The organism is Sulfitobacter sp. M05, assembly GCF_029285175.1.
GTDB lineage: Bacteria > Pseudomonadota > Alphaproteobacteria > Rhodobacterales > Rhodobacteraceae > Sulfitobacter.
The window spans coordinates 57,060-77,740 of the sequence record NZ_JABEDH010000003.1 but is presented as its reverse complement, the minus strand read 5'-3'; the positions used below and the strand labels follow the sequence as shown (position 1 = coordinate 77,740).

The window sequence follows — 20,681 nt, the reverse complement described above, 5'->3', positions numbered from 1 at the left end:
AAATTTACCCGTCTGCCGCTGGGAAACGCAAAGTAACGCGTAACCCCGGCGCATTGTCTTGCAGGGTCACCTCTGCCCCGTGCAACCCTGCGACTGCCTGAACCAGGCTCAGGCCAAGCCCATGTCCCGGCGTCTGGCGGCTGCGATCCAGCCGATAAAGCCGTTGCAACACCTTGCTGTGTTCCTCTGCCGGAATTCCCGGCCCGTTGTCGGACACCTGTAACACCGGGGCCGGCCCCTGCATGTCAAGGGAAACGGTGATCTGCGTCCCCGCAGGCGTGTGGCGCAACGCGTTTTCAATCAAGTTCGACAACAGCTGCCCCAACAACGCACGATCCCCGTGCAGGCAAAGGGGTGCCGCAGGCACGTCAAGCGACAATACATGTCCACTGGTTGTGGCGCTGTCCTCGAACATCTCGGCAAGCGTGCGGCAGACATCACAAAGATCCACCGTTTCAAACCGTGCTTTGGGCGATCCCGCCTCGACCCGGGCCAACTGGAGCAGGGCATTAAAAACGTGGCTCATGCCTTCAACCTCGCCCTGCATTTTGGCCGTCAACGCTGCGCTTTCCGGATCATCTCCGACGCGGTCCTGCAAATCCTGCACGTAAAGCGCCACCCGTTGCAGAGGCGTGCGCAAATCATGGGCAATGTCAGAGGTAACATCGCGCAAGGCTCCCATCTGCGCCTCTTGCGCAACCGCCATCTGGTTCAGCTTGCCACCGATCCGCACCAGATCATCCGACCAGCGCGGCCCGGTCCTGACCCGCGCACCCAAATCCCCGCTGGTCATCTTATCAAGCGCCCGCTCTACCAGTTCAACATGACGCTTTGAGCGCCGCGCAAGGATCAATCCACCGGACAGGGCGATCAAAACCGTAGGCAATAGGCTGATCAAAAGGATGTTCACAAACACACCGCGCAAGGCGACAATTTCGGCACGACTGCGGGCAATGGTGATCACCCCGCCATAGAGTGCGTTGGTCAGCGACAGGTATTCCCCTTCAAACTCGGCGCGCTCGGGATTGAGGGAAAAGATGTGAAACCCCCCCTCGTCCTGTGCAATTGCGCCATTGCCATAGATACGCCCGTCCGGCGCGATGTAACTGAGGATCAGCCGCCCCGGATCAGCGGCGCGCGATTCCGCCTCGACCAATTGTGCCACAGCGCGGGCCGAGGGCGCGGCCCGAAAGCCCGCCAGATCCTGTTGCAAATCTGCACGAATACTCTCTTCGAAAGAGGCCTGCGTCACGGCATAACTCGCCGCCAGGCTGAGCAGGCTGGCCATGGCAAACAACGCCACCAGCAGAATGGCCAGACGCAAAGGCATCGACCGCCAAATCTGGCGCAGCCGGATCACGCCACAATCCTGTAACCCGCACCGCGCACGGTCTCGATCAACTCGCGACTGAACGGCTTGTCCACCTTGGCCCGCAGCCGGCTGACATGGGTTTCCACCACATTGGTGCCGGGATCAAAACCGATGTCCCAGACATTCTCTAGCAACATCGTGCGGGTCTGCACCCGCCCCTTGCGGCGCAACAAATGTTCCAGCAGGGCAAATTCACGCGGCAAAAGATCAATCACCACGCCGCCGCGCGCCACCTGACGGGTTATTAGGTTCATCTCAAGGTCAGCGGCCCGTAGCACCGTTTCCGCCTCAAGCGCCTGCGGTCGGCGTGCCAGCGCCGCAACCCGGGCGGACAATTCGCCAAATGCAAATGGCTTGGCCAAATAATCATCTGCGCCTGCCTGCAATCCCTCTATCCGGTCTTCGACATCCCCCAAAGCGGTCAACAGCAATACCGGCGTTAGCGTCCCGGCCCCCCGCAGTGTTTTCAATACGGTAAGCCCATCAATTTCCGGCAACATCCTGTCCAGCACGATCACATCATAGCCGCCGGACGTCGCAGCCACCAAGCCGCCCTTGCCCTCTGTGACAAGGTCCACCACATGCCCCTCTTCGCGCAACCCGCGCGCGATATAACTTCCCGTGGTGGCATCATCCTCTACAACCAATAGTTTCATTTCTGCCGATCCAACCTTTGTTCCGCCCCTCTATATAGGCGCTTCCCGCCCCAGATCAGAGCGCGTTACAAATTTGTATAGGCGGCCCAATTTTTCTGTAAACCGAGCACCCCATATCCGTCTCATCCAAGATAACAATGAGGCATCCCAATGCGAACCTTACTGAAAACCTCCACCCGCACCACCACCGCTGCCCTGACCGCCGCGCTGATCTCGGCATCTGTCCTTAGCATGGCACCGGCACCGGCATTTGCAGTGCCCGCCGGTGGCTATGCCGATCTGGTGGAAGCCGTTTCCCCCGCGGTCGTCTTTATCGAAGTTACCACCAGGGCACTGCCCGCCAATAGTAATTTGCCCCCGAACATGCCGCCGCAATTGCGCCGCCACTTTGAAGGGCTGATGCCCGGCCAATCCCAGCCGCAACAAGGGCTCGGATCGGGGTTCATCATCTCGCAAGACGGGCAGATCGTGACCAACCACCACGTTGTTGAAGGGGCCGATAGCGTTACTGTCAAACTGTCCGATGGGCGCAGTTTTGATGCCGATGTGCTGGGCAGCGATCCGTTGACCGACATTGCGGTTCTGAAAATCACTGCTGATGTTGACCTGCCGACGGTCTCTTTTGGCACGTCGAAAGACCTGCGCGTTGGGGACGAAGTTGTTGCTGTTGGCAACCCCTTCGGTTTGGGCGGCACGGTGACATCGGGTATCATCTCGGCCCTGTCGCGTGACATCCGTTCCGGCCCCTTCGACGATTTCATCCAGACTGACGCGGCAATCAATCGGGGCAACTCTGGTGGACCGCTGTTTGACAACGCCGGTCAGGTAATCGGTGTGAATACCGCCATTCTATCCCCTGGAGGTGGCTCTGTCGGGATCGGATTTGCCGTCCCTTCCGATCTGGTTCAAACCATCGTCGCCGATCTGGCGGATGACGGGTTGATCGCGCGCGGCTGGCTGGGAGTGAACATCCGCCCGATGACCGAAGAGGTCGCCGCCGTGTTGGGGTATGACGCCCCCAAAGGCGCGGTAATCGAGGCGGTCGGCAAGGATAGCCCCGCCGAAGCGGCAGGCCTGAAGAAAGGCGATATCATCACTGCCTTTGCCGACACACCGGTCGAAGAACTGCGTGATCTGACCCGCGCCGTCGCGACAACAACGCCGGATAAAACCACCGAAATTACCGTCTTGCGCCGCGGCAAGGAGGTCACGCTGGAGGTCACAGTCGGCACACTCGCCCCCAAAGAAACCTGAACACAACCGCCCCCTGCACGTTCTGCCGATGTGCGGGGGCCACCCCACTCCTTTGGGGCAAGATCAAGTTTCACGATCAGCCAGCCAGAAATTGAACAATTGACATGATCACCGGTGCGGCGCACTCAACAACAACTGCAACGCATGAGGCACCGCATGATCGGTCACCACCTTACCCTCAAACAACTTGAAGCATTGGTTTGGGTTGCCGACTTGGGCAGTTTTCGCAAGGCCGCCCATCATCTGAACACCACCCAACCGAATATCTCTGCACGGATCGCCAGTCTGGAAAGCGCGCTTGGCCTGCCTTTGATGTTGCGTGACGCCGGATCGGTGCGCATGACCCCGCGCGGCACAGAGGTTTTGGCACAGGCGCGGATCACCCTACAGGACGCCGCCCGTGTGATCGAAATTGCAGGTCGGCCCGATCTGGTTGACGACCGCCTGCGCCTTGGTGTGACCGAACTGGTCGCTGCCACATGGCTGCGGCCGTTGATGATACGTCTGAAACGGGCCTATCCAAATGTGACCGTAGAGTTGACGGTCGATCTGTCGCGCAACCTTGACCGCGAACTGGCCTCGAACGCGCTTGATCTGACACTCCAAACCGCCCCGTTTGCCGCAGAGGTCAGCGGAAGTATCGAGCTGGGTGAATATGGCTATGCTTGGGTCGCGGCACCGACCCTTGCACAGCAACTGGGCCGGGGCACTATTTCTCAGGATGATCTGGTCCGGCATCCCATCCTGACCCATACCCGCCATACCCAAGCCTATCTTGAGGTTGTTGGACATTTTGATGCGAAATCCGCAGCACCCATCCGCATTGTCCCCTCCAACAGTCTGTCCGCGGCGATGCATATGGCGATGGACGGACTTGGCATTGCGATATTGCCTCGTGCCCTACTGGCGCACCACCTGACTGACGGCACGCTGAACGAAGTGCCCCACCTCTGGCATCCCAGCCCGTTGCGGGTTGCAGCGCGTTTTCATGTGGAACGGGCCGCCCAGTTCGTGCAAAACGCAGCGCAGATTGCCGCCGAATGCGCGACGGATTTCACAACCGGGCCATCCGCCGGGTAGATGACTGGATCACCAATACTGATCACCGCGATAGAATATAATAATTTGCACTTATCCCTCCCGGTTTTCTATGTTTGGCGAAAATCGGGGAGTCCAACATGCAAAAAACATCTGTCCGGCTTGGCGTGGATATTGGCGGCACCTTCACGGATGTGGTGCTTGAGGTGGATGGCGCGTCCTTTTCCACCAAGGTGCTGACCACATATGCCGCCCCCGAAAACGCCATCATCGACGGCATGCATCAGGTCTGCACCAAGGCGGACATCACGCCCCATGCCATTACCCAGATTATCCATGGCACGACCTTGGCCACCAATGCGCTGATCGAACGGCGCGGGGCCAAGACAGCCCTGATCACCACCGAAGGCTTTCGCGATGTCATCGAAATGCGTACCGAATCGCGATTTGAGCAGTACGATCTGAACCTCAATCTGCCCGAACCTCTGTTGGCCCGTCAGATGCGCTATACCGTGGCCGAACGGGTTGATGCCCGTGGGGATGTTCTGATCCCGCTGAAGCGTTCCGATGTCGAGGCGGTAGTGGCACAGATCAAGACCGCGGGCTTTGAAAGCGTCGCGGTCGGGCTGATGCATTCCTATCTGAACCCCTCGCATGAACAGATGGTGCGCGATGTGTTGGCAGAGATGATGCCGGATGCGATGGTGTCTTTGTCTTCCGAAGTCTCGCCGCAGATGCGCGAATACGAACGTTTCAACACGGTGGTCGCCAACGCTTATATCAAACCGCTGATGAAATCTTATCTGGGCCGTCTTGAGGGACGCCTGAAAGACGAAGGTGTCAGCTGTAACATTTTCCTGATGCATTCCGGTGGCGGGATTATCTCCATCGAAAGCGCCGCAGAATTTCCTGTCCGACTGGTCGAATCCGGCCCAGCAGGTGGTGCAGTCTTCGCAGCCCATATCGCGGCACGTTACGGTTTGGACAAGGTGTTGTCCTTTGACATGGGCGGCACCACGGCCAAGATTTGCCTGATCAAGAACCAGACCCCGAAAACCAGCCGCGTGTTTGAAGTGGCCCGCACCTACCGTTTCAAAAAGGGTTCCGGTATGCCGATATCGATCCCCGTGATCGATATGGTCGAGATTGGCGCAGGCGGCGGATCGCTCGCGCATGTTGATGCCATGCGCCAGATCAGGGTTGGGCCAGAAAGTGCCGGATCGGAACCGGGCCCCGCTTGCTATGGCCGGGGTGGCGCAAAACCTGCCGTGACCGATGCCGATCTGGTGTTGGGCAAACTGGACCCCGACAATTTCGCTGGCGGCTCGATCCAGCTGAACACAACCAGCTCCGAAGGGGCGCTGACCGCTGTTTTGGGCGATGTGCTGGACATGGATGCGGCTACATCCGCCTTTGGTCTGGCCGAGGTCGTCGACGAAAACATGGCCAATGCTGCACGGGTCCATGCTGTCGAAAACGGCGAAGACCTATCAGAATATACCATGATCGCCTTTGGCGGCGCGGCTCCGCTTCATGCGGGTCGCTTGTGTGAAAAGCTGGGCGTTGATCGTTTGCTCGTACCACCGGGTGCCGGAGTTGGATCGGCCATCGGATTTCTGCGCGCACCTTTCAGCTTTGAGGCAAACCGATCCGTCTACATGCGCCTGTCGGATTTTGATGCAGGTAAGATCAAGACGCTGCTGGGCGAGTTGCAGAGCGAAGCAACAGGCTTCGTGCGCAATTGCGCACCCGATGCAACCATCCTGTCAGAATTCAAAGCCTACATGCGCTATGCCGGTCAGGGCTGGGAAATTCCGATCATCCTGACCGCGGATCAAGCCGCCAATCCTGACGCGGCAACCTTCGAACAGTTGTTCGCCGAGGATTACGCCAAGCTGTTTGGCCGCACGGTTGAGGGGTTGGACATTGAAATCACCGTCTGGTCCGCCAATGCAACAACCCCACCCGAGCAGGTCGCAAAAGTGGCCACTGCCTCAAACAAAACGGCTGCCACCATCACCGCACGTCGCCCCATGTACGATCCCGCGCTTGCCGGCTTTCAGGACAGCGCGGTTGTCCTTCGGGACGGGATGTCAGAAGGCGCAGAAGCACAGGGCCCTGCCATTATCACAGAGGATGAAACCACCATCATCATCCCCACCAGCCGCAAGGCGATCCGCCAGCCTGATGGCTGCATTGACGTGACTGCGAAAGGTTGATCCATGGTTAAAGAACACTCAAACGTCGCCTATCAGGTCATGTGGAATCGTCTGATATCGGTTGTTGAAGAGCAGGCGCAAGCCCTTGTACGCACTGCTTTTTCCACCTCCGTACGTGAGGCAGGTGACCTGTCTGCCGGTGTTTATGACACCCATGGCCGGATGCTGGCGCAGGCCATCACAGGCACACCGGGCCACGTGAACGCTATGGCCGACGCGGTGGCGCATTTCATCCGGCGGATCGGGCGGCAGAACATCACCCAAGGGGATGTCTATATAACCAATGACCCCTGGGAAGGCACCGGCCACCTGCATGACATCACCATGGTTACGCCCTCGTTTCACAACGATGTGCTGGTCGGGTTCTTCGCCTGTACCGCGCATATCGTCGACATTGGCGGGCGCGGCTTTGGTGCGGATGCGGCGAGCGTTTACGAAGAGGGGCTTTATCTGCCCATTATGAAATTCGCTGATGCGGGCGAAGTGGATCAAACCCTTGTGCGGATCATCCGGGGCAATGTGCGCGAACCGGACCAACTGATCGGTGATATTTACGCGCTAACCACCTGTAACGAGATCGGCCATCGCCGCCTGATCGACATGATGCAGGAGTTCGAGCTGGAAACACTCGACGGTATCGCCGCCTTTATCCTCGATAACTCGCGCCGTGCCACGCTGGAGCGGATCGCCGCCCTGCCCCGCACCCAAGCGTCGGGCGAAATGACCATCGACGGGTTTTCCGCGCCGATCACCCTCAAGGTCACGCTGAGCATCGAAGCAGACCGCATCCTGTCGGATTTTGCAGGCACCTCAGGCCTTGATCGCAAGGGCATCAACTGTCCGCTGGTCTATGCCAAAGCCTATGCATGTTACGCCCTCAAGGTCGCGATTGCGCCTGAAATCCCCAACAATGCAGCCTCGCTTGCCCCGTTTGAAATCGCCGCCCCCGACAATACCATCGTCAACGCCTTGCATCCCGCGCCTGTGGCCCTGCGCCATATCGTGGGGCACTTCATTCCCGACGTGGTGTTCAATGCCTTTGACAAGATCGTACCAAGCCTTGTGCCTGCTGAGGGTGCGGGATGCCTGTGTAACTTTCAGGTCTCGTTACGCCCGCGCATGGACGCACCTGCACCCGCAGACGCTGTCCGCCGTGAAGTCCTGACGTTCAACTCGGGCGGATCAGGGGCGCGGCCTGAACACGACGGGCTGAATGCCACCGCTTTCCCCTCAGGCGTGATGACCATGCCGGTTGAGGCAACCGAACATGCAGGCCCCGTGATCATCTGGCGCAAGGAACTGCGGCCCGATTCAGGCGGCAGCGGCAAACAGCGCGGCGGTTTGGGCCAGTACATGGTGGTTGGCGCACGCGAAGGCCATGAATTCGACATTCAGGCCATGTTCGACCGCGTGGATCATCCGGCCCAAGGTCGACGCGGCGGCGGGCCCGGTGCGCCCACCACCATTGCTCAAGATGATGGGGCCAAGATGTACGGCAAGGGCAAGCAACTGGTGACCCATGGCCGCAAGGTGATGATGGCCTTTCCGGGCGGCGCTGGCTATGGTGATCCGGCTGAACGGCCTAGAGAAAGCGTGATGCGCGACCTTGCACGGGGGTATATTTCGGCCCAAACCGCAAGCGAGGACTATGGGCTGAGCAGTGCCGACATTGCGGCAGTGCAGAAAGCCATCACCAAAGGGGAAAACATCTGATGCAACTCGCGCCCAACCGCTTTACCCGTGCCCTTGCCGCTGGTGACAAACAGCTGGGCCTCTGGATCAGCCTGTGCAGCCCTTTGGCCGTCGAGGTCACTGGTCCTGCCGGTTTTGACTGGGCGCTGATTGATATGGAGCATTCACCAAACGACTATTTGTCCGTGATGGGGCAATTGCAGGGGTTTGCCGATACCGCCACCACACCTATCGTGCGGCCTGAATGGAATAATCCGGTGATCGTAAAACGCCTGTTGGATTTGGGTGCGCGCGGGCTGCTCTTCCCAATGATCCAAACAGTTGAGGAAGCCGAACAGGCCGTCGCCAGCACCCGCTATCCACCACATGGCACACGCGGCGTTTCCGGTGCAATGCGCGCCAATAAATTCGGACGTGTTACGGATTACGTGGCGCGGGTCGAAGAAGAAACCACCGTCCTGCTGCAACTGGAATCCGCCGCCGCCGTTGCCCGTGCTGAAGAAATCGGTGCCGTGGCGGGCGTGTCGGGTATCTTTTTCGGACCGGCCGATATTGCCGCCGACATTGGCAAGCTGGGCAAGCCGATGGACCCCGAGGTTTGGGCCCTGATCAGACCCGCCGCCAAGAAACTGATGGCAATGGGCGTGCCCGTCGGCACCTTGGTGCTGGACCCGGATTTTGCTGCCGAGCTTTTGAACGAAGGCTTCAGTTTTGTGGCCTGCGGATCGGATGTCTCTTTGCTGGCCAAAGCGTCAGATAGCCTGTTGGCAAAGGTCAAAGGCAAGCTGTCTTAAGGCGAGATGCGCCATCACAGGTGACTAATTCAGCCCCCTGATCCCAAAATTCGACCTCTTGAGGGTCGGTTGCCCTTGAGAAACCGTGCTTTTTACCACAAATATGGACGATGTATTAAGGTCCTGGTCAGGAGTTCGCGTGTCCCTCTTCCTTGTCGTCGCCCTGCCCTTCCTGGGCGCATTGCTGCCCGGCCTTATGAACAGCGCGGGACGTCAGGCCTGTGCCGGTGTCACCTTCACCGTAACGCTGGCCGCCTTTATTGGATTACTGACCAATCTTCCGACCGTGCTGGCAGGAGAGGTTGTCACCACCGGTGTGAACTGGCTGCCGGCACTTGGCATGAATGTGAACCTGATGCTCGACGGGCTGGGGTTCTTCTTTGCTCTGCTGATCCTCGGCATCGGCTTGCTGATCATCACCTACGCGCGGTTCTACCTGTCGCGTGACGACAATATGGGCGAATTCTTTACCTATCTGCTGCTGTTTCAGGGCGCGATGGTTGGGATCGTTCTGTCCGATAACATCCTGCTTTTAATCGTTTTCTGGGAACTTACGTCGCTTTCTTCCTTCCTGTTGATCGGGTATTGGAAACATCTTCCCGAAGGACGTCAGGGCGCGCGCATGGCCCTGACCGTTACCGGCATGGGGGGGCTTGCCCTGATCGGGGGGATGCTGATTCTGGGCAACATCACTGGCAGCTATGACCTGAGCGTCATTTTGCAAAGCCGCGAGATCATTCAGGCAAGCCCACTATATCTGCCCGCGCTGGTCCTGATCCTGCTGGGCTGTTTCACCAAATCCGCACAATTCCCGTTCCACTTCTGGTTGCCCCACGCGATGGCTGCACCGACACCGGTTTCCGCCTATCTGCACTCGGCTACCATGGTCAAAGCTGGCATTTTCCTGATGGCGCGGCTTTGGCCGGTCTTGTCAGGCACGCCGGAATGGTTCGTGATTGTGACCACTGCCGGTCTGGTGACCATGGTTCTGGGCGCGGTGATTGCCTTGTTCAAACATGACCTCAAGGCGCTGCTGGCGTTTTCCACGGTCAGCCATCTGGGTCTGATCACCATGCTGCTTGGCACAGGCACAGCCTTTGGCGCGATGGCGGCGGTGTTTCATATCCTCAACCACGCCACATTCAAAGCGGCACTGTTCATGTCCGCTGGCATCGTTGATCACGAGACCCACACCCGCGATATCCGCCGTTTGGGAGGCTTGCGCCATCTGATGCCAGTCACATTTGGCATCGTCACCCTTGCCGCTCTGTCGATGGCGGGTATCCCCCTGTTAAACGGGTTCCTGTCCAAGGAAATGATGCTGGAAGAGGCCCACCACACGGTGCTGTTCGGGTCACATTGGCTGGCACCCAGCCTCGCGGTTATTGGCTCCCTGTTTTCCGCCGCCTATTGCTTCCGCCTGATCAGCCACACGTTCCTTGGCCCCAAACGCGATGATTATCCGGCCCATCCACATGACCCCGGTTTTGGCATGTGGGGCCCGCCCGCACTGCTCGTGGTGCTGGTTGTAATGATCGGCTGCGCACCTTTCCTTGCCGAACCTTTTGTAAAGATCGTCACCGCCTCCCTGCTGGGAGAGGCCGCGACGGTGCCGACAGCGCATTTCAAAATCTGGCACGGGCTAGTGCCGGCGCTTTACATGTCTATCGCCGCGGTTCTGGGGGGGCTGGTCGTGCTGGCCCTGTTCAAACCCTTGCTCAGAATGTGGGACGGTGCCCCGCGCCCCGAAGCCAAGGTTATCTTTGAGGCGCTTGTCGACGCTGTTGTTGCTCTGTCGCGCGGTATCATCCACAGCCTGCATACCGGCGCGTTTTCACGCTATGCGGCGATTGCGGCAGTGACGATTACCGCCGCCGGATACCACGCTTGGGCCACAGGCAGCGTCGGGGCCGCAACACGCGTACCGCAACCGGCCGGTCCGGTTGAGATTGCCGGCTGGGTCATGTTGGTTACTGCGACGCTGGGGCTGGTCTTTTTGCACCGCAACCGCCTGTTGTCCCTGATCCTGATCGGGATTGTCGGCCTGATGGTCTCGGTCGGGTTTGTCCTGTTCAGCGCACCTGACCTTGCAATGACCCAGATCACCGTCGAAGTGGTGACCATCATCCTGTTGCTGCTGGCGTTAAACTTTTTGCCCAACCGCACCCCCGTCGAAAGCACGGTCTTGCGGCGGATGCGCGACGCGGTGGTTGCGATTGCTGCCGGTCTGGCAACCTTTGCCCTTTCCTACCACTTCCTGCTGCGCGACACGGTTGCCCCTTCGATTTCCGAATTCCACCTTGCTAGTTCCTATAAGGGCGGTGGCGGTTCCAATGTGGTGAACGTTATCCTTGTGGACTTCAGGGGCTTTGACACCTTTGGTGAAATCATCGTTCTGGGCATTGCGGCCTTGCTGATCTACGCGCTGACCGAGACCCTTCTGGATGGCCCTGTGCGCGCGCGCCTGTTGAACCGCAAACCGGATCAGCCACGTGCCGGTGACATGCATCCGATGATGATGGTTGTGTTGACGCGTGTTCTGATGCCGCTGGTCATGCTGGTTGGTTTCTACATCTTCTGGCGCGGCCACAACGAGCCGGGTGGCGGGTTCATCGCCGGCCTGATCGTGTCGATCGGCGTCGTGATGCAATATATGGCCAGCGGCTTTAGCTGGACCTCCGCACGGCTGCGCTATCCCTATCACGGGGTGATCGGGGCAGGTGTTTTGATCGCGGGCCTGACGGGCATCGGATCATGGTTCTTTGGCAAGCCCTTCCTGACTTCGGATTTCACCTATGTCCGCATTCCACCCTTCGAGAAATTCGAACTGGCAACCGCAGCACTGTTTGACCTTGGCGTTTTCCTTGCCGTCGTCGGTGCCGTGATGCTGTCCCTCGAAAGCTTTTCACGGCTGGCGCGGCGCAGCCAGATGACAGACAACGAACATCCGATGGATATCGACCCATCGCGCGCGGAAAGCGATCCCGCCGATCCGGGCAACCCGAAACGGGAGGGCGTGTAACATGGGTCTTGAACTTCTTGTCGCCTCGGCCATCGGCATCCTGACAGCCGCCGGCATGTATCTGGTGCTGCGTCTGCGCACCTTTCCGGTGATCATGGGGATGTCCCTGCTGACCTATGCTGTGAACGTGTTTCTGTTTGCATCCGGGCGGCTGACCATCGGCGCGCCACCGATTCTGACCGACGCCGCACGGTATACAGACCCACTGCCGCAGGCGCTGGTGTTGACCGCAATTGTGATCTCCTTTGGCATGACTGCCGTGGTTGTGATGATTGGTTTGGGGGCCTATTTGGGCGGCGATGATGACAGGGTGAACGATCCGGCACCGGAAACAGAAGCGGAGGAGACAACATGATGCACTGGATCATTGCCCCCGTTATCCTGCCTGCCCTGCTGGCCCCGTTCATCGTGCTGGCCGCGCGGTATCACTTTGCCATCCAGCGGGTGTTTTCAATTGCCGGTGTTCTGTCATTGATCGCCATCAGCGCGGGCCTTGCGTGGCAGGCCTCCGATGGCACGGTCACGCTCTATCAACTCAGCGATTGGGCCGCCCCTTTTGGCATTGTGTTGGTCGGGGACCGGCTGTCCACACTGATGGTTCTGCTGACCTCGGTGCTGGCGCTGTTTGTGCTGCTTTACGCCATCGGATCAAACTGGGACAAACGCGGCTGGCATTTCCATGCGCTGTTTCAGTTTCAGCTGATGGGCATTATGGGTGCCTTTTTGACAGGCGACTTGTTCAACCTGTTCGTCTTTTTCGAAGTGTTGCTGATCGCCTCTTACGGGTTGATGATCCACGGCGGGGGCAACTTACGCCTGCGCGCCGGCGTGCAATATGTGCTGTTCAACCTTATCGGCTCAACCCTGTTCCTGTTTGCGCTGGGGGCGATTTACGCCCAGACCGGCACGCTGAACATGGCCGATCTGGCGCAGCGTGTGGCATTGATTGATCTGGGTGACACTGTTGGCATCCGGGTCGCTGCGGTGCTGTTGCTACTGGTCTTTGCCATCAAAGCCGCCATTGTGCCGCTGCATTTCTGGTTGCCGTCCAGCTATGCCGAAGCCCCTGCACCGGTGGCAGCCTTGTTTGCCATCATGACCAAGGTCGGGGCCTATGCCATCATCCGCGTCTATACGATGATTTTTCCGCCAGAGCTTGCGGCCACCGACGGGCTGCACTCGATCTGGCTGATGCCCGCCGCGCTGGTCTCGCTGGCGATTGGTATGATTGGCGTGTTGGCCGCGCAAAAACTGGACCGGCTGGTTGCGTTTTCCGTTATCGGGTCGATGGGCATGGTGATGGTGGCGATTTCCATGTTCACTCCTGAAGGGATCGCCGCCGCGCTTTACTATATCGTGCATTCAACATTGGCCGCAGCTGCGCTGTTCCTGATCGCCGATCTGGTGCGGACCGGGCGCCCCTCTCTTGCGCTAACCGCGATGGCACCGGCATCGGGCGCGCCCCTGACATCCGCGCTGTTCTTTCTCGCCGCGATTGCCATGGCCGGCCTGCCGCCGCTTTCTGGTTTCGTCGGCAAGCTGTTGATCCTAGATGCAAGCTTTGACGGCGCGATGGCCGTCTGGATTTGGGCGGTCGTACTGGGCACCAGCCTGATCAGTGTGGTTGGTTTTTCACGGGCTGGCGCAACCCTGTTCTGGAAAGCTAAAAGCATCCCCGTCCCAGAAGACGCCGAGCCCTTCCCGGCACCCGCCGCCCTATCCTATGTTGCAGTGGGTGGATTGCTGGCATTGCTGGTGGCACATACGGTATTCGCCGGTCCGGCCTATTCCTATGTTGAACGCACTGCGGCACAATTGTTCGCACCGGATCCCTACATATCCAAGGTGCTGGAGACCCCAGGCAAGCTGAGTAGCCCGACAAAGGAGGTGTACTGACATGACCCGCAGTTTTCGCTGGCTGTTTCCCCATCCGTTGCTGACCGTCCTGCTGGCTGTGGTCTGGACCTTGCTGCAAAATGAATTCACCCCCGGCATGGCGTTGTTCGGAGTGATCCTTGGCATCGTCATCACCAAAGCCACAGCGATCTGGTGGCCCGAGCGGCCCGGCGGTGTACATGTAGGGCGGCTGTTCAGCTATGCGATGATCGTGTTGTGGGACATTATTGTTGCCAATATTCAGGTGGCATGGATCGTGCTGACAAAATCCAACGCATCGCTAAAGCCCGCGTGGATTACCATCCCGCTGGATCTGACCACACCCGAAGCCATCACCGTGTTGGCAGGTACAATCACCCTGACCCCCGGCACCGTTTCGGCAGACCTGTCAGACGAGGGTCACAGCCTGTTGGTGCATGTTTTGCATACGGATGACCCTGATGGCGAACGTGACGGGATCAAGGAGCGTTATGAACGCCGGTTAAAGGAGATCTTCCTATGAACGCTGCAACCGACTTTATGAATTTTGCTTATAACATGGCCTTTGTCGGCATTGTGGTGGCGCAGATCATGTCGATGATACGGCTGGTGATCGGCCCCTCTGTCGGCGACCGTATTCTGGCGCTGGACACGATGGTGGTGAATGCCATCGGTCTGGTTGTGCTGCTTGGCATCCTGCAAGGGACGCAGATTTATTTCGAGGTAACTCTGATTGTCGCCATGCTGGGGTTCGTATCCACCGTAGCTTATGCGCGCTTCGTGTTGCGGGGGGATATCATCGAATGAGCTTTGAAATTATCGGTACATATCTGGTTGGTATCTGCCTCTTGATCGGGACAGGTTTTGCGCTGGTGGGCACCATCGGTTTGTTGAAATTCAACGATTCCATGACGCGACTGCATGCCCCGACCAAGGTTGGCACCATTGGCATCGGGGCCTTGCTGCTGGCTTCGATGATCAATTCCTATCTGATTGGCCAAGGGTCGATGCATGAATTGCTGATCATGGCGTTCCTGTTTGTCACCGCCCCGATCTCGGCGAATTTTATCGCCAAGGTGAACATCCACAAACAGTCCTGCACCGCGCCACCGCCGCCCCTGCGTGACGACACATGGTCCACCCTGAACGTCCCCGAAGCAGACCGCGAACTGGCGGCTGATCCGGAGACCTGAAACCCGGACCGCCGGCCCGGGCCTGAGCCTAGGGTCAGGACCCTAGCGCGGTGCCATACGGATCGCGCCGTCCAGCCGAATGACCTCGCCGTTCAGCATCGGGTTGTCGAGGATATGGCATACCAGCTTGCCATATTCCGCGGGCTGGCCCAGCCGTGAAGGAAACGGCACCTGCGCGCCCAGTGAGTCCTGTACATCCTGCGGCAACCCTTCCAACAAGGGTGTCAGGAACAGCCCCGGTGCCACCGTACAAATCCGCACGCCCTTGTCCGCCAGATCGCGCGCCATAGGCAGGGTCATGCCCACAATACCGCCCTTGGACGCCGCATAAGCAACTTGCCCGATCTGACCGTCATAAGCCGCCACCGATGCCGTGTTCACAATCACGCCGCGCGCGCCGTCAGGGGCCATCGGATCTTGGGCAACCATGCGGGATGCCGCTTCTGACGCACAGATAAACGATCCGATCAGGTTGATGCCGATGACTTTGGCAAACAATCCCGCGTCATGAGGCTCGCCGCGCGAAACCGTCTTGGCCGCAGGTCCGATCCCCGCGCAATTGACCAGCACACGTGGCGCGCCCTGTTGCTCGGTGACTGCATCCATTGCCGCCTTGACCTGTTCGGCATTTGACACATCGACGCTGTGAAACGTACCGCCCAGGCTGGCGGCATGCGCCTCGCCAGCCTCCGCATTCAGATCAAAGATCGCCACTTTCAACCCGGCACCGGCCAAAGCCGTGGCTGTCGCAGCCCCCAGACCCGATGCCCCACCCGTGACAATCGCCACACTTCCTGACCACATTTCCATGAATAGAACTCCTGTTCAATTAATGCCCAAGTTAGACATCTTCTGACAGAAGCTTGCAAGTGGGCTGCGCCCCAAGCCTAGGGCCTGTGGACAATCATCCTGCCGCACTGGCGCGAGACCCATTTTGCCGCTGGCGAGCCGAATTGACCGCCCCGATGTGGTTCATCGGAAGGGCAATGCGGTGAATCCGGAGGCAAAATGGGCCGCGTCGCGCAGCGATTTCGCCAAAATTGCCCAGTTCTGCGTTAAGAAAGCTGGAATTAACCCGTTAGTCCTACGCTTTCTTGCCTGGAACTGAGCAATTTTGGACTGAAACCAATGCGGCAGGATGATTGTCCACAGGCCCTAGTAAAGACCAAAATACTCCTGTTGCTCCCAAGCCGATACAGTCAGGTGATACCGGTCCCACTCTGCCCGTCTGATCTTGCACAGATAATCCACAAACGCGTCCCCCAGTGTCGCGCGATAAAGCGGCGAGGTGTCAAAGGCCGTAATCGCCGCCAGCAGGCTGTCCGGTAAGGGGGCCGCCTCGGCATCATAGGGATTTTCAACTGGCGCAGGGGCCACCATCTGTTGTGTCAGCCCATCCATGCCCGCAATGATCTGGCTTGCGAAGAACAGATAGGGATTTGCAGCGGGTTCCGCGATACGGTTTTCAATCCGGCTGGCGGGATCGCCCGGTTTCGTCAATACGCGGATCATCGCCCCACGGTTGTCACGGGCCCAGACAATGCGGTTCGGAGCCAGTTGATGGGGCTGATAGCGTTTGTACCCGTTCACTGTCGGTGTGCTGAGCAGGCAAGTCTGCGCCGCATGTGCCAACAATCCGGCAATCCAGCCGCTGCATTCTGGCGTCAGGGCATCCTCCTGCGTCTGAAACAGGTTCGAACCGGTGTGCATGTCGGTCAATGACTGATGCAGATGCCACCCGCTGGCCACGGCATTGGGCAGGTTCGGTTTACACATAAACGTGGCGTGCAATCCATGGCGCGCGCAGACCTGTTTCACGGCGGTGCGCAGCATCACCATATTGTCGGCATGGGTCATCGGAGCGGCGGGATCAAAAGTGAATTCGAACTGGCTTGGCCCCATCTCGACCTCCATGGATCGGATCGGCAGGCCCAGCCCCTCGCAGGTGCGGCGCAGATCATCCATTACCGGCTCAAGCGCGTCATACTGGGTTTCGGTCAGAAATTGGTAGCCTTGGGCAAGGTTCTCGGTTTGCACCGGCTGCCCGGGCATGGTCGCAGCTGCGTGGCCAAGCTTGGGGTCCAGCACGCGAAACACATGAAATTCAACCTCAAGCCCAACAACAAGCGCCATCCCCTGTGTCGCCAGACGGTCAACGGATTTGCGCAGGATGCCACGTGTACAAAGCGGCGTTGATGCCCCCGTACAATCCGCCAGATCACAAAGTAGCCATGCCGAATGCGGTGACCACGGCAAAACCCGAAACGTCGCGGGGTCAGGCACCATCAGGATGTCCCCCGCACCGCGCATGTCACTTGCAACAGCGCCCTGCGCCTCCCAGACCGGGAAAACCGTACGGTGAGAGGTGTCTTTCAGCAACAAGGTCGACGGGGCGGCCATGCCGTCGGCAAAAAGCGATGGCAAGGCGCTGGCCACAACCGTCTTGCCGCGCAAAATACCATGCTGATCGGTGAACAATACGCGAATGGTCTCCAGATTGGCGGCCTCGGCCTGTGCCGCCACCTCGGCGCATTGGTCAATCCGCGCACCGTCCAGCAAGCCAAGGCGCGCCAGACTGCCGCTTGCGATCCGGTCCTTGAGCGCGCTCATGAGGGGCTGACCGTGGCATCCCAATCCGTACACCCGGCCCGCCGCTCTGCATCGCTGGTTGCGGAAACCGCGCGCCACGCGGCTTTGTCCCCGATAGTATCGTTTGAAATCGGACCAAAGACCGTTGCAGGGTCCACATCACCCCGCATTGGCAAGGCATCCTCTTGCCCGTCTTTCACCGCCGCAATCGCTGCCCGCAGCATCCGGCGGTATTTGATAATCGCAACGTCGGTCTTGCCCAGATGCTCACGGGTGCGGTCAAAGATCGGTCCAGGGCTTTCAACCGCCCATTGGTCATGCACGTTGATGTCCATTCCCATGCCGGTATAGGTTTCGGTGCGTTGTTCCTCGGGGTTGAACCCGTAATTGTTGCGCTTGTTCTTCAGCGGCGCATAATCCGGCAGGCGATGTTCTTTTAGTCGCTGCGCGCGCATCAGTTCCTTATCCACCGGGTCGGTGAAACTGGTGAACATCGAATACCAATAACAATGTTCATCGTCGATCGGCACATGCCACTGGGTAATGATCATCTCGCGGCTCATCGGGATCGAAATGGCCTGTGGGAAAATCTGATTGGTGATCCGGATATGGCTTTGGGCCGCGTCCAGATGGCGCAGCGCGATCAGACGCAGGCCGTAATCGGTTTCCTCCACCGTGATCTCGGGATTGGTATAGTCGCGCAGCAGTTTCGTCATCGGAATGTTTGTATCCGCCGCCTTATCCCGAAACTGTTTGCCATAGCTGTCCGCGGGGTCTTCGTCCTTGAGAAACCGGTGCAGGAAAGACGCATGTGCCGGGTCGATCCCGACCTCCATTGCCTGCAACCAATTACACTCCCACAGCCCCTTGAACGCAAACACATGGGTGTCAGGAGCGCGAAAACAGTCGAAGTTCGGAAACGGCGGCGGATCACCCGGCCCCATATAGGCAAAGATGATGCCGTTACGCTCTTCTACCGGATAAGAGGTCGCACGGATACTTTCATGCATCCGGCTGCCGTCCGGTTCGCCCGGCTGCTCGACACATTGGCCGCTGCGGTCAAAATGCCAACCGTGGAACGGACAGCGCAGCCCGTTATCTTCTAACCGGCCATGACACAGGTCAGCCCCACGGTGCGGACAATGGCGGTCTATCAGCCCCAAGGCCCCATTGTTGTCGCGAAACAAAACCAACCGTTCACCCAGCAAAGTCACCGGCACCAGCGGGCGCTCCCCCGCCAGTTCATCCGAAAGCGCCGCAGGTTGCCAGTAGCGGCGCAACACCGCCCCTGCGTCACTGCCCGGTCCGGTCAATGTAATCGTGTCGTTCAATTCCTTGCTGATCATATCTCTTCCTTACGCCTCCCCGCAGGGTCAGGTCTGTCACCTATCCCGATTGCCCCATCCTGCGCAGGGAGAGTTTTGAAATCAATCAGCTTTCCGCAGTGCCTTGGATCATCTGCTCAATTGAACGCACAGTAATAGAGGTTGGATCTTGGAGTTCTTCAAGCACATCGAAATGGTCCCGCCCTGCGGCGAGATGATAGGTCAAACCGGGCAAGGCCGGGGCCCATGCCGTCCGCAGGACCGACGATTGCACTTGAAATGCTGCCGGTTCATCCGCCCCGATCAGGACATGAATCGGGACATTTGCCAGCGGCGGATGACGCAACGGCGAAAGATCTTGGATTTCGGCATCAGTCATGGGGGTCAGGTCGCTGACATATGATCGGGCTATCGGGGCAAGTTCGAAGACACCGCTGATCAGTACCGCCCCCCGCACCAGCCGGTGAACACCCTGCCCCAACAGATCGCACACCACCGATGCCGCCAAATGACCGCCGGCGGAATGGCCAACAAGAATGATGTTGTCTGTATCAATCCCCAATGCGGCCCCCTGTGCCGCAACATGGGCCAGGCCGGCATGGATTTCCCGTGTCAGCTCGGTCAGGCTCACCTCAGGTGTCAGGGTATATCCCAGCGCAATACTGGCCCACCCACGGGCGGCAAAACAGGATGCTGCAAAACCGGATACGCTTTTGTCCCCCTCCTGCCAGAACCCGCCATGCAGGAAAACAATGACCGGCCTAGGGGTCGGTTTTGCAGCTTTCGGCTGGTACAGATCAAATTTCTGGCGCGGTTTTGGCCCAAACGGGAGATCCATCCGCACCTCCAGCGCCGGATCATCCTGTGCCGCCAAGGTCTGTGTCACCATAGCGTTCAGCACCCCCGCTGCATCTTTCGCGGAGCGGCTGGGCGACAGTTGAAAATCGAGTTCCTCAAGGGGCAACCCCATAAAAGCGTCAAATCCGGCGTGCATACAGTCTTCCTTCCTTCCGCAAGCGCCAGCGTGAAACCCACAGGTCAACCGCCGCGCAACTTTAGACTCCGTTAACCTATTCGACCTAACCATGGCACACCACAAACAGCAGGGATCGGGCCGGTTTTTGAAACACATCATTGACGCAACACCGGATGTCCGGCTTTCCTTGCCTGCCGCCGTGCATTTAAGCAAGACAAACGCCTGATGATCACGCTGGCCACGACCGGATCACAGGAGCCACTGATCAAGACCCTGATGGTGATTGATGACAGCACTTTCGACCAGTTGATCTGTAAACGGGTCGCTGCCAGCACTGGATTGGTCAGCAATCTGTTGCAATACACGGCCCCCGAAGAGGCGCTTGAATACCTGTCCGATCCTGGCACCCTGAAGCCCGACCTGATCCTACTGGATATCAACATGCCCAGAATGGACGGTTTCGAATTCCTGCAAGCCGCCCAGGACCAGATCGGTGCGAACCTCTGCCCGGTTATCGTGATGCTGGACACCTCGATCCACGCCAAAAGCAAAGAACGTGCCCAAGGTTTCGAGTCTGTCCGGGGTTTTCTCGGCAAACCGTTGAGCAAGGGGGAATTGCACACCTTTGCAAATATGTTGCAAACAAACCGCTAACCCCAGACACAGCGGCAACACT

Annotated in this window: 18 protein-coding genes; 12 read left to right on the top strand and 6 right to left on the bottom strand. The window is 58.7% G+C overall.

The features are described 5' to 3' along the window. Positions 1-4: 4 nt before the first annotated feature. A complete protein-coding gene (locus HKX44_RS14050; RefSeq protein ID WP_346348185.1) occupies positions 5-1,360 on the bottom strand; it encodes a HAMP domain-containing sensor histidine kinase in 1,356 nt (451 codons plus the stop codon). Further along, positions 1,357-2,028 carry a response regulator gene (locus tag HKX44_RS14045; RefSeq protein WP_276151992.1) on the bottom strand — a complete coding sequence of 224 codons (672 nt, stop codon included), beginning with the start codon at positions 2,026-2,028 and terminating at the stop codon, positions 1,357-1,359. Before HKX44_RS14045 ends, HKX44_RS14050 begins: the two co-directional genes overlap by 4 nt. 150 nt (positions 2,029-2,178) lie before the next feature. Between HKX44_RS14045 and HKX44_RS14040 the strand changes: the two genes are divergently transcribed. From HKX44_RS14040 to mnhG, 11 genes are all read left to right on the top strand, one after another. Further along, positions 2,179-3,282, top strand: a complete 1,104-nt coding sequence (locus HKX44_RS14040; protein WP_276151991.1) for a Do family serine endopeptidase — start codon at positions 2,179-2,181, stop codon at positions 3,280-3,282. 156 nt (positions 3,283-3,438) lie between these two features. Further along, positions 3,439-4,362, top strand: a complete 924-nt coding sequence (locus HKX44_RS14035; protein WP_276151990.1) for a LysR family transcriptional regulator — start codon at positions 3,439-3,441, stop codon at positions 4,360-4,362. 98 nt (positions 4,363-4,460) lie between these two features. Further along, entirely contained in the window at positions 4,461-6,539 is a 2,079-nt protein-coding gene (locus HKX44_RS14030; RefSeq protein WP_276151989.1) for a hydantoinase/oxoprolinase family protein, read from the top strand. A gap of 3 nt (positions 6,540-6,542) precedes the next feature. Beyond that, positions 6,543-8,252: a hydantoinase B/oxoprolinase family protein gene (locus tag HKX44_RS14025; protein ID WP_276151988.1), complete on the top strand. Its 1,710-nt coding sequence runs from the start codon at positions 6,543-6,545 to the stop codon at positions 8,250-8,252. Continuing rightward, positions 8,252-9,025, top strand: coding sequence for an aldolase/citrate lyase family protein (locus HKX44_RS14020; protein ID WP_276151987.1), 774 nt, complete (start codon positions 8,252-8,254; stop codon positions 9,023-9,025). Before HKX44_RS14025 ends, HKX44_RS14020 begins: the two co-directional genes overlap by 1 nt. Before the next feature lie 139 nt (positions 9,026-9,164). Next, the gene (locus tag HKX44_RS14015; RefSeq protein ID WP_276151986.1) at positions 9,165-12,047 is read left to right on the top strand and encodes a monovalent cation/H+ antiporter subunit A; all 2,883 of its coding nucleotides are present in this window, start codon (positions 9,165-9,167) and stop codon (positions 12,045-12,047) included. Position 12,048: 1 nt separating this feature from the next. Then, positions 12,049-12,402 (top strand): Na+/H+ antiporter subunit C, encoded by a 354-nt coding sequence (locus HKX44_RS14010; RefSeq protein ID WP_276151985.1) that lies wholly within the window; start codon positions 12,049-12,051, stop codon positions 12,400-12,402. After that, positions 12,399-13,943, top strand: coding sequence for a monovalent cation/H+ antiporter subunit D (locus HKX44_RS14005; protein WP_276151984.1), 1,545 nt, complete (start codon positions 12,399-12,401; stop codon positions 13,941-13,943). The genes HKX44_RS14010 and HKX44_RS14005 overlap by 4 nt, the downstream gene beginning before the upstream one ends. Position 13,944: 1 nt before the next feature. Then, on the top strand, positions 13,945-14,445 hold the full coding sequence (locus HKX44_RS14000) for a Na+/H+ antiporter subunit E (protein ID WP_276151983.1): 501 nt from the start codon (positions 13,945-13,947) through the stop codon (positions 14,443-14,445). After that, positions 14,442-14,729, top strand: coding sequence for a K+/H+ antiporter subunit F (locus tag HKX44_RS13995; protein WP_276151982.1), 288 nt, complete (start codon positions 14,442-14,444; stop codon positions 14,727-14,729). The genes HKX44_RS14000 and HKX44_RS13995 overlap by 4 nt, the downstream gene beginning before the upstream one ends. Beyond that, positions 14,726-15,115 (top strand): monovalent cation/H(+) antiporter subunit G, encoded by a 390-nt coding sequence (gene mnhG, locus HKX44_RS13990; protein WP_276151981.1) that lies wholly within the window; start codon positions 14,726-14,728, stop codon positions 15,113-15,115. The genes HKX44_RS13995 and mnhG overlap by 4 nt, the downstream gene beginning before the upstream one ends. A gap of 42 nt (positions 15,116-15,157) precedes the next feature. Here the strand turns inward: mnhG and HKX44_RS13985 are convergent, their stop codons facing one another. From HKX44_RS13985 to HKX44_RS13970, 4 genes are all read right to left on the bottom strand, one after another. Then, positions 15,158-15,925 (bottom strand): SDR family NAD(P)-dependent oxidoreductase, encoded by a 768-nt coding sequence (locus HKX44_RS13985; RefSeq protein ID WP_276151980.1) that lies wholly within the window; start codon positions 15,923-15,925, stop codon positions 15,158-15,160. Positions 15,926-16,270: 345 nt separating this feature from the next. Beyond that, positions 16,271-17,725, bottom strand: a complete 1,455-nt coding sequence (locus tag HKX44_RS13980; protein WP_276151979.1) for a glutamine synthetase family protein — start codon at positions 17,723-17,725, stop codon at positions 16,271-16,273. After that, positions 17,722-19,050, bottom strand: a complete 1,329-nt coding sequence (locus tag HKX44_RS13975) for an aromatic ring-hydroxylating dioxygenase subunit alpha (RefSeq protein ID WP_276151978.1) — start codon at positions 19,048-19,050, stop codon at positions 17,722-17,724. The genes HKX44_RS13980 and HKX44_RS13975 overlap by 4 nt, the downstream gene beginning before the upstream one ends. Positions 19,051-19,135: 85 nt before the next feature. Beyond that, positions 19,136-20,023, bottom strand: a complete 888-nt coding sequence (locus tag HKX44_RS13970; protein ID WP_276151977.1) for an alpha/beta hydrolase — start codon at positions 20,021-20,023, stop codon at positions 19,136-19,138. Between the two features lie 207 nt (positions 20,024-20,230). Here HKX44_RS13970 and HKX44_RS13965 point away from each other — a divergent pair, with 207 nt between their 5' ends. Further along, the gene (locus HKX44_RS13965) at positions 20,231-20,659 is read left to right on the top strand and encodes a response regulator (RefSeq protein WP_276151976.1); all 429 of its coding nucleotides are present in this window, start codon (positions 20,231-20,233) and stop codon (positions 20,657-20,659) included. Positions 20,660-20,681 lie beyond the last annotated feature (22 nt).